Origin of the sequence: Rhodococcus sp. Q, assembly GCF_005503035.1 — a bacterium.
Taxonomy (GTDB): Bacteria; Actinomycetota; Actinomycetes; order Mycobacteriales; family Mycobacteriaceae; genus Rhodococcus_G.
The window spans coordinates 233,185-246,947 of record NZ_SCOY01000001.1 but is presented as its reverse complement, the minus strand read 5'-3'; the positions used below and the strand labels follow the sequence as shown (position 1 = coordinate 246,947).

Below are 13,763 nucleotides of genomic sequence, written 5' to 3'. Positions count from 1 at the left end.
CCGCGCCTGGTCGGACCGGGCGCGGGTTCCCGTCACCTCTAGTGGAAAGTGACGCCGAGGGCCCGGAGGCGGTCGCGGTACAGCTCGACGTTGCCGAGCTTGACGGACTCGTAGCCGCGGACCAGGTCCGGCAGCGCGGCGATCTCGACGGCGCGGTCGTACGTGTCGGCGGTCAGGGAGGTCGCCAGGTCGTGCACCGTCGCGGTGTAGTGCGCGAGCAGGTCCCGCTCGACGCGGCGCACGTGCGCGTAGCCGAACGGATCCAGCTTGGTTCCGCGCAGCACCTTGCCCTTCGCGAGAACCTTCAGCGCCGCATGCGACTTCGGGCCGAGGCCGATCTTCTTCTTCCGGCCCAAGGTGCGCAGCGCAGGCGGGTGCAGCTTGTACGTCAACTGCGTGCCACCCGGGACCTGCGACTGCACGTCCGCGACGAAGTCGGGGTCGACGAGCAACCGCGCGACCTCGTACTCGTCCTTGTACGCGGTGAACTTGTACAGTCCGCGGGCCACTGCTTCGCTGAACTCGGTGCGATCGGTGACATCACGCTCGGCAGCCCATGCTTCCTGCACTGCCTCGATGTACCGCCGTGCCAGCTTCTCCGACTGGAAGTCGACGAGGTCCGCTGCACGCCGTTCGACGAGGCGGCGAACCTCGCCATCCAGTGTCGTTTCCGACAGGAGATGTGCGGGAACCGGTTTCGGTGCACGGGGTGCGTGCTCCGTCGCCGCGCGGAAGGTGACGGGGTCGGCGATCGCGACGCGGCCCCAGCGGAAGGCCGCGAGGTTGGTGTCGACCGCGACGCCGTTGATTCCGATGGCCTCCTCGATCGCGTCGGCAGGGATGCGCAGCCCACCGGACTGAAACGCAGCACCGATCAGCAGGAAGTTCGCGGACGTCGTGCTGCCGAACAGTTCCTGCGCGGCGGCCAGGGCGTCGAACGACGACACCGACCGTGACATCGTGCGGATCCGGTCCAGCAGCTGATCCTCGTCGGGGTGACGAACCGACTTGTCGTACACCATGTCCCCGGTCGGTGTCCGGCTGGTCGAGGCCACCGTCACCGTCGACGAGCGGTCACCGAACGCGAGGTTCTTCGGGGTCGCGGTGGTGAGCAGATCGAACGCGATGATCGCGTCCGCGCTGCCCGGCGTGAGCCGGTTCGAGGGCTCGAGCGCTCCGGTGGAGAAGCGCAGATGCGAGACGACGGGGCCGGCCTTCTGGCTCAGGCCGATCTGGTCGAGCGACTCCACCTCGTATCCGGCGCGCAGGGCGGCGGTGCCGAGTACCTGGTTGACGGTGACGATGCCGGTGCCGCCGATGCCAACGAGGTAGACGTTCTGCGTTCCGGTCGGCGCCCCGAGTTCGGGGGCGGTGACGGCAGGAGGCGTGCGGCGGGACTTCTTGGCGGACTTGGCCTTACCCGGAGGAGCCTCCTCGACAGTGACGAAGGACGGGCAGTCGCCGTCGAGGCACGAGTAGTCGGTGTTGCACGACGTCTGGTCGATCCGGGTCTTGCGGCCGAACTCCGTCTCCACCGGTTGCACCGACAGGCAGTTCGACTTGGTGCCGCAGTCGCCGCAGCCCTCGCACACCGCTTCGTTGATGACGACGCGGGTGGTGCGAGCGGGCAGGGTGCCGCGCTTGCGCTGACGGCGAGCGTCGGCGGCGCAGTGCTGGTCGTAGATCAGCACCGTGACACCGTCGATCTCGCGGAGCATCCGCTGCGCCTCGTCGAGGCGGTCCCGATGCCACAGCACGGTGCCCTTGGCGAGCTGCTTCTTGTTGTGCCGTTTGGGTTCGTCGGCGCAGATGACGATCTTCTTGACGCCCTCGGTGGTGAGCTTGTGGGTCAGCTGCGCGACGGTGAGCATGCCCTGGGCGTCCTGGGCGCCGGTCATGGCGACGACTTCGTTGTAGAGCAACTTGTAGGTGATGTTCACGCCCGCGGCGACGCATGCCTGCACGGCGAGCTGCCCGGAGTGGAAGAAGGTGCCGTCGCCAACGTTCTGGAACAGGTGCGGGATGTCCGTGAACGGGGCCTGCCCGATCCACTGGCTTCCCTCACCGCCCATTTGGGTCAGGCCGGTGACCTTGCTGTCCTCGCGGTTCGAGATGGTGACCATCGTGTGGCAGCCGATGCCGCCGCCGCCGATCGAGCCCTCCGGCAGCGCCGTGGAGCGGTTGTGCGGGCAGCCGCTACAGAAGTAGGGGGTGCGCTCGGTCGACAGAACCTCCAGCGAGAGCTGCGGTGGCAGGGCCTTTTTCGTCTCCACCACATCCCGAAGCACGCGGCGCAGCGGACCGGCGATCCGGCCCGCCGTCAGTTCGCCGTCGACCGGCATCAGCGGCCGGCCGTCCGCGTCCCGCTTGCCGAGGATCTGCGGCGTGTGCTCGGTGCCGTAGAGGATCTCCCGGATCTGTGTCTCGACGAACGCGGTCTTGTCCTCGACCACGACGAGGCGTTCGAGTCCGGCGGCGAAATCGAGGACGCGGTCGGCGCCGAGGGGCGTCGGCATCCCGATGCGCAACAGACGGATTCCCGCGCGGTGCATCGCCTGCTCGTCGACGCCGAGGTCCGTCAGCGCCTGACGAAGGGCGTCGAACGTGCTTCCGGTGGCGGCCAATCCGATGCGCGCCGAGCGTGGGTTCACCTCGACGACGTCGAGGTGGTTGGCGGCGCCGTAGGCACGGACCAGCTCGGTGCGCGGGCCGTACAGGTCGGCTTCGGCGATCACGCTGTCCGTCGGGACGGCCATCGGGCGCTGCAGATACGTGAACGGACGTCCTTCCCAGCTGATCTCGGGGACGGTGATGTCGATGTCGGAGACGGTGCCGTCGATGCTCCACGCGCCGTCGGCGACGTCGGCGATGATCTTGAGCGCGACGATGCAGCCCGACGCCCGGGACATCGCGATGCCGTGCATTCCCATCGTGACGATCTCGGCGGCGTTGCGCGGGAACAGGACCGGAATGCCGAGCGCGGCGAGCGATCGTTCGCTGACGGCGGGGACGGTGGACGACTTCGATGCGGGGTCGTCGCCGACGAGCAGCAGCATGCCGCCACGGGAGCTGACGCCGTACATGTTCGCGTGCCGCAGGGCGTCGGTGGCGCGGTCCACGCCGGGGCCCTTGCCGTACCAGACGCCGACGACGCCGTCGTGGGTGGCGGTTCCGCCGAACTCGCTCAGGTCGGCCTGGCTGCCCCACACCGAGGTGGCGGCGAGTTCCTCGTTGAGTCCGGGGACGAACGTGATGTCGTGCTCGGTGAGCACGGTGGGCATGCCCAGCAGCATCTTGTCGACGCCGCCGAGGGGGCTGCCCTGGTAGCCGGAGACGAAGGTTCCGACGCGGTGACCTGCACGCAGGTCGCGTACATGCTGTTCGACGAGGAGTCGGGCGATGGCCTGCACACCGGTGAGCAGCACGGGTCCCGTGCCGGGTCGGTAGCGGTCGTCGAGGTCGTACGGACTCGCTACGGAGGGGTGGTCGGCGAGTTCGGTCATTGTGTGGCTCCTCTGCTGGTCGCTGCGGAGTCGAATTGCATCCTTGAGGTGCAGTAATGATCGAACTAGGTATCGGCAGCGTCAACAGTCGGAGTTTCAGCGTGGCAGTATGATCAGTTGTGACCCACATCACTCCAGGGAGAGCAGCACCGTGATCAGTATCGACGAACTCGACGCCGCACTACTCGAACTCCTCACCGCGGACCCACGAGCGCAGATCATGGATCTGGCCTCCCGTCTCGGCGTCGCCCGGAACACCGTCGCGTCCCGAATGCGGCGGCTCGAGGAGACCGGCGTGGTGTCCGGCTACCGTCCGGACATCGACTTCCCCACCGTCGGGCTACCGGTACTGGCGTTCGTCGGAGCCGAGACCGTCCAGGGCAGGTTGAAGGGCGTCCTCGAGCAACTTCGCGAGATACCGGAGGTGCTCGAGGCGCACACGACGACGGGACGCGAGGACCTGCTCATCCGCATCGCGGCGCCCTCCCACGAGGAACTCCTCCATGTCCTCGAGCGGATCCTCGGCATCGAGGGCGTCGCACACACCTCGACCACCCTGGCGCTGACCACCGCGATCAAGTACCGCACGCAGCCGCTGATCGACAACCTCACCCACCAGGCGGGACATGGGCGGTCGGCAGCGGGTGATCGCGACGAGGGCTGAGCGACAGGGCAGTCGGCCGCCGGCCGAAGGCGGCGGCCGAACGCCTACCGAAGTGTCATCGCACGAGGTGCTGCCGACACTCGACCGGCGTCCGCCCTGTGCGTGACACCGGCCCGCGGCAGGTGGATCAGTTCCGCAGGTGCCCGGCGAAAGCCTTTACGTCCCACCGCGATCGGCTCGCTGTCCGGTGCGGGCGACCCCGCGATCTGCGCGAGCACGAGGGACCGGTCCGGTTCGGCGACGTGGCCGAGATCGACCCCGGCGCGAATGCCGTAGCGGTCGTCGCAGACGCGGGCGTCGTCGGCACACTGCGCGCGGACCGGACACTGGACACACAGGGCCGCAACCTGAGCGGTCGTGGTCCGGGACGCGCGCGGCGCGGGGAACCACCACGCCTCGGGGGTCTGAGCGCAGGGCCGGTCGGGGTCGACGTACCACGACGCAACGTCGCTCGCTCCGGTGGTCACAGTGCCCATCTCCGGCTCCTCCTGCCTGCCCCGCACTCGCGTGGGCTCACCCCTCACCCTTGCGTGACGGCATGCCGCGGCAACAGGGTCGAACGTCCCGGACCGCCGGACGGGGGCATGACGTCCGACACGTCCCTATGGTGGACACCATGACGGGTTCCGGGTTCGCGAATGGTGGGGAGGTGGAAACACTGCACCGCAGCGATCGGCCCCTGCTCCTGGTGGCGTCGCTCGCGATACTCGGCCGCGGACGAGGCGACCCCTGCCACCACATCGCCTCGGACGGTGCGCTGTGGCGGACGTCGATGATGCGCAGCGGTCCCGTCACCGGTCGCCTCGTGCAGATCGACGCCACGACCGTCGGCGTTCGCGCGTGGGGTGACGGTGCGCGGGAGTTCGTCGACGCCCTGCCCGAACTCCTCGGAGAGTGCGACACCGCAACGGATTTCGCTCCCGAGCACCCGAAACTCGCCGAGGCGCACCGGCGCCTGCCGGGCCTGCGCATCCCCCGGACCGGGCGCGTCTTCGAATCCCTCGTGCCGGCCGTCCTGGAACAGAAAGTGCACGGCATCGCGGCCCGCGCGTCCTGGCGACGGCTGGTCACAGCGCACGGTGTTCCCGCCCCCGGACCCGCGCCCGCGGGGATGCGGGTGCCTCCGACGGCTGACGTGTGGCGCCGCATTCCGTCGTGGGAATTCCACCGCGCGGGGGTCGATCCGAAACGGTCCCGCACCATCGTCACCGCCGCCGTGGTCGCCGACCGCCTCGAACTGGCGGCGACGCTGCCTCCGGACGAGGCGTCGACCCGGCTGCGCGCCGTCCCCGGGATCGGGGTGTGGACCGCCGCCGAGGTCGCCCAACGCGCACTCGGTGACGCCGACGCGCTGTCGGTCGGGGACTTCCACCTCGCCGCGATGGTCGGATGGTCGCTGCTCGGTCGGCCGCTCGACGATGCAGGGATGGTCGAGTACCTGGAACCTCTTCGCCCCCAGCGCTATCGGGCCGTCCGACTGCTGGAGGTCAGTGGTCAGGCCGTGAAGCCGAAGTTCGGACCCCGCACGGCGGTCACCGACCACCGCATGCGGTGACGGGCCCGCCTACGGTGCCCGGAGCATCGCGAGGGACGTGCTGACGAGGTCCTGCGCGAGGTCGTCGAGGGACTGGCTGTCCTCGTCGCCGCGCTCCCAGGCGGCCAGCGCCGCGATGACGTACCGCGTCATCAGGGCCGTCCGGCGGGTTCGGGCCGCATCGCTCAGATGGTCCAACGAGTCGGCGATGTCGAGGAGCAGGTTGTGGACCAGCGTCGTCGTGTCCGCGCGGGGTTGTCGGGCGATGGTCTTGTCGTCGAGCGTGAAGATGTCGAGGGCGATCGTGGCGAGCCACTGCTCGTTGAACCGCGCCCAGTAGCTCGGTTGGTGCCGACCGAGTTCCGCGACGATCGGTCGCACGTACGCCTCGACCATCGCGGACAGGTCGTAGTCGCCGCGGTCGACCGCGGCCGCGATGAAGACGGCACGGTCGATGGCGACCGGTTCGGTGTGCCGTTGCCACACGGCCTGGAGCAGCCCTTCCCATGATCCGAAGTGGTAGACGACGGCGGAATTGTTCTTGTGGCCCGCCTCCCGGACGACCTCGCTGACCCGGACGCCGTGCAGGCCGCGCTCGGCGACGAGCCGCTCGGCGGTCACAACGAGCGACTCCTTACCCCTTGACTGCTGCGTCTCTGTCACGGTACTAAGAAATCCTTCTTAATTGTCTGTGAGGCATGCCCGCCTCGCCACTCTGCTCGGAGGCACCATGCACCCGTCCCTCTCCACTGTCTCGCTCCGAATGATAGGAGGGATCGCGGCCGCCGCGACGGTATGGACCGGGTCCATCGCGACCGGCTCCGATGACGCCGGGCTCATCCCGGAAGCCGGTGACGTGGTCTCGGCGCATCCGTTGACCAACGCGGCCGTGCTGCCGAGCGCCGCCCGCAGCGAAGCCGTCACCTACCTGTCCGAGAACGGCAGCGGGAAGCCGATCGTCGTCACCGGTACCGTTGCGATCCCGCAGGGCGTCGCGCCGGAGGGCGGGTGGCCGGTGCTCAGCTGGGCGCACGGCACCACCGGCATCGCCGACGTGTGCGCACCCTCCCGGGACACCCTCGACGGTCCGGTCCACGACTACGTCGGCGCCGTGAGCGCAACCCTCGACGAGTGGGTGAAGGCGGGCTACGTCGTCGTCCAGACCGACTACGAAGGCATGGGCACGCCCGGCGACCACACCTATCTCAACGCCCGGTCCGAGTCGAACGCGGTGACCGACATCGTCCGGGCAGCACGGAATCTCGACCCCGCGGTCGGAAGCCGGTGGGTCGTCGGCGGCCACAGTCAGGGTGGTGCCGCCGCGATCAGCGCCTCCGAGCTGGCCGTCGACTACGCACCGGAACTCTCACTGCTGGGGGCGATCTCGGTCGCGCCCGGCAGTGGCCTGAGTCAGACGCCCGCGTACATCAAGTCGGGGAACCCCGCGATCGCCCCCGCGCTGGCCTTCTTCCCGATCATCCTGCTCGGGGCCGCGGCCGCTGACTCCGCAGTCGACCCCGAGGCGATCGCCACGCCTGAGGCCGAGCCGCTGATGGCCGCCGCGCGCACCGGCTGCATCGCCGACATCCGGGCTGCGATCCCGTCGGTGCCCGTCGACAAGGCGATCCGCCCCGACGCGGATCTGGGACCGTGGACGCAGTACCTCACGGCGCAGGAGCCGGCGAACGCGTCGCCGAAGGTGCCGCTGCTCGTCGCGCAGGGGACGACCGATCAGCTCGTGACGCCTGCCGCGACCGATGTCGTGGTGAAGAGCTTGCGCGACAAGGGCGCTCAGGTGGATCTGCGCACCTACGAGGGCGCCGACCATCGCGCCAGCGTCGCGGCCTCCCTGGAGGACGCACAGGCGTTCGTTGCGGCACTGCGGTAGACGCGGGGCGATCACTGTGCGCACTTCTGGTGGCTCGCACCACCAGAAGTGCGCACGGGTGTCAGCGGAGCTTGATGCTGCCGCCGTCGACCATCAGGGTCTGGCCGGTCATGTAACTCGCGTCGGCGCTGGCGAGGAACACCGCGACCCGGCCGATGTCGGACTCGGGGTCGCCGAACCGGTGCAGCGGGGTCTTCGCGAGCAGTGCTTCCTCGACACCGGGGTTCGCCTCGATATAGGCCTGGACGCCCTCGGTCAGTGCCAGCGGCGAGATGATGTTGACGTTGACGTCGTCGGCGGCCCACTCGTTGGCGGCGACGCGGCTGATCGCCCGGATCGCCTCCTTCGCGGCGGCGTACGACCCCTGTGTCAGCTGGCCCTCGATACCCGCACCGGACGCGAAGTTGATCACCGAACCCCGGTTCGCGGCGAGCTGCGGATGCGCCGCCTTCATCAGCCAGAACGTCGGGTAGAAGCCGGTCCCGAACGACAGGTCCAGCATCTCCTGGGTGGTCTGCAGCAAGGGTGCCTGCCGGGACGCGTGCGCATTGTTGACCAGGACGTCGACCTTGCCGAAGGTCTCGACCGCCGCCGCCACGATGGCAGCGGCGCTCGCTTCCACGGAGATGTCGGCGTTCAGGAACCGTGCGGCACCACCGAGTTCGGCTTCGAGGGCGTGTCCCGCATCGTCGTTGATGTCGACGAACAGGACCTTCGCGCCTTCCTTGGTGAACGCGCGGACGATGCCGCGTCCGATGCCGCCCGCGCCGCCGGTGACGACGGCGACCTTGTTCTCGAGCCTCATGTCACGTTCTCCTTCGTGTCAGTCGACCGCGAGTGCGGCCTTCTCCAACTCGGCGACGCTGTAGGCGGAGTACGTCTCGTACTGCCCGCGACCGGTGAAGTACGACGACAGCTGCTGGTCGAGCTCGTCGACGGTGAACGCGGAACCGGCTGCGTCGAAGCGGTTCTCGACCTTCGGCGGCGCCATCAGTGCGACCATCTTCCCGTAGACCACGAACACCTGCCCGGTGATCTCGCGCGACGCGGGCGAGGCGAGGTAGCTGACGAGGGTGCCGACCCGTTCGGGTGCGAGCGCGTCGAGTCCGTCGGCAGGCGTCGCCTCACCGAATGCCTCCGCGGTCATCGCGGTCCGGGCGCGGGGGCAGATCGCGTTGGCGGTGACGCCGTAGCGGGCCAGGCCCTGCGAGGTGGACAGCGTCAGCGCGGTGATGCCCGCCTTCGCCGCCGAGTAGTTGGGCTGTCCGGCCGAGCCGAACAGGAATGCCTCGGAGGACGTGTTGATCACGCGGCCGTAGACGGGTGCGCCCGCCGCCTTGCTCGCGTTCCGCCAGTGCACGGCGGCGGCGTGGGAGGTCGCGGCGTGGCCCTTGAGGTGGACGCGGATGACGTCGTCCCAGTCCGATTCGGTGAGGTTGAAGACCATCTTGTCGCGGAGGATGCCCGCGTTGTTGACGAGGATGTCGAAGGTGCCGAAGTTCTTCAGGGACTCCTCGACGAGGCGGCCGCCGAGCGACCAGTCGGAGACGTCGCCGGTGACTCCGACGGCCTGACCGCCGGCCGCGACGATCTCCTCCGCGACGTCGTGTGCGGCCTGGCCCATGTCGTTGACGACGACCGCGGCGCCCGCGGCGGCGAGCGCGAGTGCTTCGGCGCGGCCGAGGCCCGCTCCGGCGCCGGTGACGACGGCGGCTTTGCCCGCCAAGCTGACAGATTCACCCATGAGGTCTCTCCCGTGTTCGGTTGCCGCGGTTCCTCCGACGGCGCATTCCGAAAATTAGTATTCATTCTAGTTCGTAGCAAGGGTGTGTCCCACTGCGTCGGCGATCCCGGTGTTCGGGAGTGACCCACGCCACTGGAGACCGGTGTGGAACCTTCTGCCAAGCCGATCACACCTGTGTCAGAAGGGGCTCTTGAATGTCGCTCAACCTCGCAGACCTGTTCGAAGCCGCCGCGGACGCCGTCCCCGACCGCACCGCCATCGTGTGCGGAGAGGCACGGCTGACGTACGCCGAGCTCGACGCCGCCGCCAACCGCCTCGCCCACCATCTCGCGGCCGTGGGAGTCGGCGCGGGTGACCACGTCGGCATGTACATGCGCAACAGCGTCGAGTTCGTCGAATCGCTGCTGGCGTGCCTCAAGATCCGGGCGGTCCCCGTCAACGTCAACTACCGCTACGTCGGCGCCGAACTCTCCTACCTGTTCTCCAACGCAGAGCTGGTCGCCGTCGTCGCGGACGGCGAGTTCGGCGCCACCACAGCATCTGTCCTGCCTCAGGCCCCGACAGTTCGGCACGTCGTCACGGTGGGAGACGCGGGTGCGGTCGAATGGGGGAAGGTCACGACCGCGGACTTCCATGCCGCCGTCGCCGTCCAGCCCGGCGATCGCGACTTCCCCGAACGCAGTTCCGACGACCTGTTCATCGTGTACACCGGCGGTACCACCGGCATGCCGAAGGGCGTCATGTGGCGCCACGAGGACTTCTTCCACGCCGCGCTCAGCGGCGGCAACCCGTTCGGCGACCCCTACGACGGAACCGAGGCGCTCACGGCCGCCGTTCCGCACATCCCGCCGATGACGTGGGTGCTGACCGCACCGCTCATTCACGGCGCCGCCCTGTACTCGGTGTTCACCGCGTTCTGCCTCGGCGCCACCCACGCGCTGATGCCGAGGTTCGACGCGGAGGAGGCGCTCCGGATCGTCGAACGTGAGCGGGCGACCACGCTGACCGTCGTCGGTGACGCGATGGCCCGCCCCGTCGCGGACGTCGTCACGGAACGGGGTTCCGAGTTCGACCTCTCCTCGCTGCTGGCAGTCAGTTCCGGCGGGGCGCTGTTCTCCCTCTCCGTGCGGGAGCAACTCGTCGCGGCACTGCCGAATCTGACCATCCGCGACGGCTTCGGCGCATCGGAATCCGGGGTGGACGGCAACCTGGAGATCGGTGCCGACGGGTTGATGCGGATCGCGGCGAAGCCGAACGTCCGGGTCGTCGACGAGCGTCGGCAGCCGATCCCGCCGGGCTCCGACGAGGTCGGGTACATCGCGAGGTCGGGCAACGTGCCTCTCGGCTACTGGGGCGACGCGGAGAAGACCGCGGCGACGTTCCCGGTCGTGGACGGGGTGCGGACGGCGGTGCTCGGTGACATGGGCCGGGTGGAGAGCGACGGACGCATCGTGCTGCTCGGACGCGGGTCGACGTGCATCAACACCGGCGGCGAGAAGGTCTACCCCGAGGAGGTGGAGATGGCGATCAAGAGCCATCCCGCGATCCTGGACGCCCTGGTCGCCGGTATCGACGACGAGCGGTACGGGCAGCGGGTGGGCGCGGTCGTGCAGGCCCGCGACGGCGTCGACCTGCCCGAGCTGGACGAGCTGATCGAACATGTGAGCACGCAGGTCGCCCGCTACAAGGCGCCGCGCACGATGGTCGCGGTGGACGCGATCGTCCGGTCGCCCGCGGGCAAGGCCGACTACCGCTGGGCGAAGGCGACCCTGCAGGAGCAGGCCATCCGCCTCTGATCCTCTGCCCCGGAAAGCCGAAGGTCACCTTCATGCGCGTGACGCGCGTGAAGGTGACCTTCGGTCGGACATGGGGCGTGGTCAGACGCCGGAGGAGAGGATGCCGCGGCCCTCGTCACCGCCGTTGAGCACCCGGCCCACCCGCCGGGTGACCTTCCACTCGCCGTCGATGCGGGAGAGCTCCCACCGGTTCGCGGTGATCCGTGCAACGCCGTACACGCCGGTCTCGGTGTCGCGCAGCACCAGCTGCGAATGGCAGGTCGCGACCGCGGTGTCGCCGTCCAGCTTGATGTGCGGTGGGTAGAGCAGATGGCCGCTGCCGCCGTGGATGTAGGACTGGTGGTTTCGGGAGTGGACCATGGCCTCGATCTCGCCGCGGCCGTGCATGGCGCCGGTGTCGACGTCGTACAGGCCGTCCTCGGTCCACAGACCGGAGACCTTGTCCGCCTGGCCGCTGTCGACGGCCGGGCCGTACGAGCTGATGAGGTTCATGATCGCCAGCTTGTCCTCGAGCAGCTGGACGCGGTCGGCGAGCCGTGCGACGAGCTCGGCGGTGTCGGTCATAGGGGGTCCTCTCCGTTGTCGATCGGTTCTGCTGTCTATCAGTCGAATTCGATGCCGAGGGGGCGAGCCAGCTCGACCAGCGTCGCCAGCTGGTCGACGTAGTGGTCGACGCCGGACGCGTCGAGGGTGACGCCTGCGATCGTGGCGCCCGCGTCGCGCAGGCGCATCAGCGCGCGGGCCGCGGCGTCGGGGGAGCCGAGCGGGTCGAGGGCGCGCCCGGCGGCCAGCACGACGTCCATTCCCACAGGCCGCGGCGTAGCCGCGAGCATCGCCGTGAGGTCGTCCAGGCGCAGGCCGAACGGCACCCAGCCGTCGCCCAGCTCGACGGCCCGCCGCAGCGAGCGGCGAGTTCGTCCGCCGATCCAGAGGGGGAGGTGGTCCTGGACGGCGTGCGGTTCGACCACCATGCCGGCGAAGTCGTAGAACTCGCCGTGGTACTCGGGAGTGGACCGGCCGAGTCCTGCTCGCAGGGCGCGCAGCGCGTCGTCGGCGCGGGCGCCGCGACCCTCGAATTCCGCTCCGATCAGGTCGAACTCCTCGCGCAGGCTGCCGACGCCGAGGCCGAGGGTGACGCGTCCGCCGCTGATCCGGTCGAGGGTGCCATAGCGCTTCGCGATCTCGAGGGGGTGGTGGTAGCCGAGCACGAGGACCTGGGTGACGAGCCGGATCCGGGTGGTGCGGGCGGCGAGGTAACCGAAGGTGGACAGCGGATCCCAGTACGTGCCGCCGCGCTCGGCGGCGACGTCGGTGGGAACGGCGACGTGTTCGCTGCAGGTGACGTGGTGGTAGCCGAGGCGGTCGGCTGCAGCGGCGATCGCGGCGACGTCGTCGATGCCTGCGCCCGTCTCCCAGTCGGCTCGGGTTCCGGGGTGCTGGATGAGTACGGGGGTCACGATCCCGATTCGCATGGCCGCGGTCCTTCGTCGTTGGGTGGACCGTGCTCCGGCCCGACTGGCGTTTCTATCGCACCCGAGGGGGGGCGGAGCGGAAGTCTTCCGGTGATCGGGACCGCCATTTCACACAGGGGGTGGCCTGGATCACTTTTCATGAGGTACGGTATCAGAATTGATTTCAGTTTTGCGGAATCGAGCCTCGATCCGCCGGACCCTGGAGGAGTCGTCATGACGGTCACCACCGACGCCCCCGCCCGCAATGCCCCCCGCGAGGTCCCGCCCTCGATGGTCGAGCGGATGACCCTGATCCTCGACGCCTTCGACGGCCGTGCCGCTCGCCTCACCCTCGAAGAGGTCGCCTGCCGGTCCCGACTGCCGCGCTCGACCGTGCACCGCATCCTGGACTCCCTGGTCAAGCTCAACTGGATCGAGCACGCCACCTTCGGCTACCGGCTCGGCAGGCGCGCCCTCGGTGCGGGTGGGGACAACGGTCAGGCCGAGATCCGCGAGGCCGCAGCACCGCTGCTCCACGAGCTGCACATGCAGACCGGCATGGTCGTGCACCTGTCCGTGCTCGACGCCCACGAGATGGTGTGCCTCGACAAGGTCGGCGGGCGGATGGCGAGTACGATTCCCTCCCGGGTGGGCGGCCGCACGCCCGCGCACACGACCGCCGGAGGCAAGGCGTTCCTCGCGTGGCTCGACCCCGAGCACGTCGATGCGCTGTGCGGTGAACGTCTCGTCCGGACCACCCCGAACACCATCACCGGCCTGGCCACCCTGCACCTCGAACTGAACCGGATCCGGCAGCGCCGCGGACTCGCGTTCGAGCGGGAGGAGTCGTCGCGGGGCGTGGCCTGCGTCGGAGCGGCGATCCGTGGACCGGAGGGGCCGGTGGCGTCCCTCTCGATCAGCGGCGACGTCCGAACCGCGCCGCTCGAACGCATCGCACCGCTCGTCGTGGACGCCGCGCAGCAGATCGGGCGCACGCTGTACCCCGAGCTCGGTGCCGCGCGGCGTCCCGTGCGGCCCGCTGCGCCCGTTCCCGCGGACACCTGGTCGCCGGAGGCGCGCACCCGTGTCCTCGGCGGTCGCGTCGGCGGCTGGATCTGACGCCGAAAAACCGGCGGACCACCAGAAACCATCTCGCTGATCGGGAATCATTCTCCCGCAGCGC

At 69.3% G+C, this 13,763-nt stretch carries 12 protein-coding genes; 5 read left to right on the top strand and 7 right to left on the bottom strand.

What is annotated here, in order from left to right:
- Positions 1 to 38: 38 nt before the first annotated feature.
- The gene (locus tag FFS72_RS01240) at positions 39 to 3,503 is read right to left on the bottom strand and encodes an indolepyruvate ferredoxin oxidoreductase family protein (protein WP_137872229.1); all 3,465 of its coding nucleotides are present in this window, start codon (positions 3,501 to 3,503) and stop codon (positions 39 to 41) included.
- A 151-nt stretch (positions 3,504 to 3,654) separates the two neighbouring features.
- Here FFS72_RS01240 and FFS72_RS01235 point away from each other — a divergent pair, with 151 nt between their 5' ends.
- The gene (locus FFS72_RS01235) at positions 3,655 to 4,167 is read left to right on the top strand and encodes an Lrp/AsnC family transcriptional regulator (RefSeq protein WP_137872228.1); all 513 of its coding nucleotides are present in this window, start codon (positions 3,655 to 3,657) and stop codon (positions 4,165 to 4,167) included.
- Between the two features lie 44 nt (positions 4,168 to 4,211).
- On the opposite strand, the gene FFS72_RS01230 is transcribed toward FFS72_RS01235, so the two are convergent.
- Positions 4,212 to 4,643 (bottom strand): WhiB family transcriptional regulator, encoded by a 432-nt coding sequence (locus tag FFS72_RS01230; RefSeq protein WP_137872227.1) that lies wholly within the window; start codon positions 4,641 to 4,643, stop codon positions 4,212 to 4,214.
- A 140-nt stretch (positions 4,644 to 4,783) separates the two neighbouring features.
- Between FFS72_RS01230 and FFS72_RS01225 the strand changes: the two genes are divergently transcribed.
- Positions 4,784 to 5,722, top strand: coding sequence for a DNA-3-methyladenine glycosylase family protein (locus tag FFS72_RS01225; RefSeq protein ID WP_137872226.1), 939 nt, complete (start codon positions 4,784 to 4,786; stop codon positions 5,720 to 5,722).
- Between the two features lie 9 nt (positions 5,723 to 5,731).
- Here the strand turns inward: FFS72_RS01225 and FFS72_RS01220 are convergent, their stop codons facing one another.
- On the bottom strand, positions 5,732 to 6,322 hold the full coding sequence (locus tag FFS72_RS01220; protein WP_171018505.1) for a TetR/AcrR family transcriptional regulator: 591 nt from the start codon (positions 6,320 to 6,322) through the stop codon (positions 5,732 to 5,734).
- Between the two features lie 142 nt (positions 6,323 to 6,464).
- Between FFS72_RS01220 and FFS72_RS01215 the strand changes: the two genes are divergently transcribed.
- Positions 6,465 to 7,589 carry a lipase family protein gene (locus tag FFS72_RS01215; RefSeq protein ID WP_249353069.1) on the top strand — a complete coding sequence of 375 codons (1,125 nt, stop codon included), beginning with the start codon at positions 6,465 to 6,467 and terminating at the stop codon, positions 7,587 to 7,589.
- 61 nt (positions 7,590 to 7,650) lie between these two features.
- Here the strand turns inward: FFS72_RS01215 and FFS72_RS01210 are convergent, their stop codons facing one another.
- On the bottom strand, positions 7,651 to 8,394 hold the full coding sequence (locus FFS72_RS01210; RefSeq protein ID WP_137872224.1) for an SDR family NAD(P)-dependent oxidoreductase: 744 nt from the start codon (positions 8,392 to 8,394) through the stop codon (positions 7,651 to 7,653).
- 18 nt (positions 8,395 to 8,412) lie between these two features.
- On the bottom strand, positions 8,413 to 9,333 hold the full coding sequence (locus tag FFS72_RS01205; protein ID WP_137872223.1) for a 3-oxoacyl-ACP reductase: 921 nt from the start codon (positions 9,331 to 9,333) through the stop codon (positions 8,413 to 8,415).
- Positions 9,334 to 9,527: 194 nt separating this feature from the next.
- Between FFS72_RS01205 and FFS72_RS01200 the strand changes: the two genes are divergently transcribed.
- Complete coding sequence (locus tag FFS72_RS01200) at positions 9,528 to 11,129, top strand: acyl-CoA synthetase (RefSeq protein WP_137872222.1); 1,602 nt, start codon at positions 9,528 to 9,530, stop codon at positions 11,127 to 11,129.
- A gap of 81 nt (positions 11,130 to 11,210) precedes the next feature.
- On the opposite strand, the gene FFS72_RS01195 is transcribed toward FFS72_RS01200, so the two are convergent.
- Positions 11,211 to 11,693, bottom strand: a complete 483-nt coding sequence (locus FFS72_RS01195; RefSeq protein ID WP_137872221.1) for a nuclear transport factor 2 family protein — start codon at positions 11,691 to 11,693, stop codon at positions 11,211 to 11,213.
- A gap of 38 nt (positions 11,694 to 11,731) precedes the next feature.
- Positions 11,732 to 12,601 carry an LLM class F420-dependent oxidoreductase gene (locus FFS72_RS01190; protein WP_137872220.1) on the bottom strand — a complete coding sequence of 290 codons (870 nt, stop codon included), beginning with the start codon at positions 12,599 to 12,601 and terminating at the stop codon, positions 11,732 to 11,734.
- Between the two features lie 213 nt (positions 12,602 to 12,814).
- Here FFS72_RS01190 and FFS72_RS01185 point away from each other — a divergent pair, with 213 nt between their 5' ends.
- Entirely contained in the window at positions 12,815 to 13,699 is an 885-nt protein-coding gene (locus FFS72_RS01185) for an IclR family transcriptional regulator (RefSeq protein ID WP_249353068.1), read from the top strand.
- The last annotated feature ends 64 nt before the right edge of the window (positions 13,700 to 13,763 follow it).

Excerpts from the sequence above, each read along its gene's own strand:
- FFS72_RS01240 (WP_137872229.1), bottom strand. The coding sequence starts at position 3,503 with ATGACCGAACTCGCCGACCACCCCTCCGTAGCGAGTCCGTACGACCTC.
- FFS72_RS01230 (WP_137872227.1), bottom strand. The coding sequence starts at position 4,643 with ATGGGCACTGTGACCACCGGAGCGAGCGACGTTGCGTCGTGGTACGTC.
- FFS72_RS01225 (WP_137872226.1), top strand. The coding sequence starts at position 4,784 with ATGACGGGTTCCGGGTTCGCGAATGGTGGGGAGGTGGAAACACTGCAC.
- FFS72_RS01215 (WP_249353069.1), top strand. The coding sequence starts at position 6,465 with ATGATAGGAGGGATCGCGGCCGCCGCGACGGTATGGACCGGGTCCATC.
- FFS72_RS01210 (WP_137872224.1), bottom strand. The coding sequence starts at position 8,394 with ATGAGGCTCGAGAACAAGGTCGCCGTCGTCACCGGCGGCGCGGGCGGC.
- FFS72_RS01205 (WP_137872223.1), bottom strand. The coding sequence starts at position 9,333 with ATGGGTGAATCTGTCAGCTTGGCGGGCAAAGCCGCCGTCGTCACCGGC.
- FFS72_RS01200 (WP_137872222.1), top strand. The coding sequence starts at position 9,528 with ATGTCGCTCAACCTCGCAGACCTGTTCGAAGCCGCCGCGGACGCCGTC.
- FFS72_RS01195 (WP_137872221.1), bottom strand. The coding sequence starts at position 11,693 with ATGACCGACACCGCCGAGCTCGTCGCACGGCTCGCCGACCGCGTCCAG.
- FFS72_RS01190 (WP_137872220.1), bottom strand. The coding sequence starts at position 12,601 with ATGCGAATCGGGATCGTGACCCCCGTACTCATCCAGCACCCCGGAACC.
- FFS72_RS01185 (WP_249353068.1), top strand. The coding sequence starts at position 12,815 with ATGACGGTCACCACCGACGCCCCCGCCCGCAATGCCCCCCGCGAGGTC.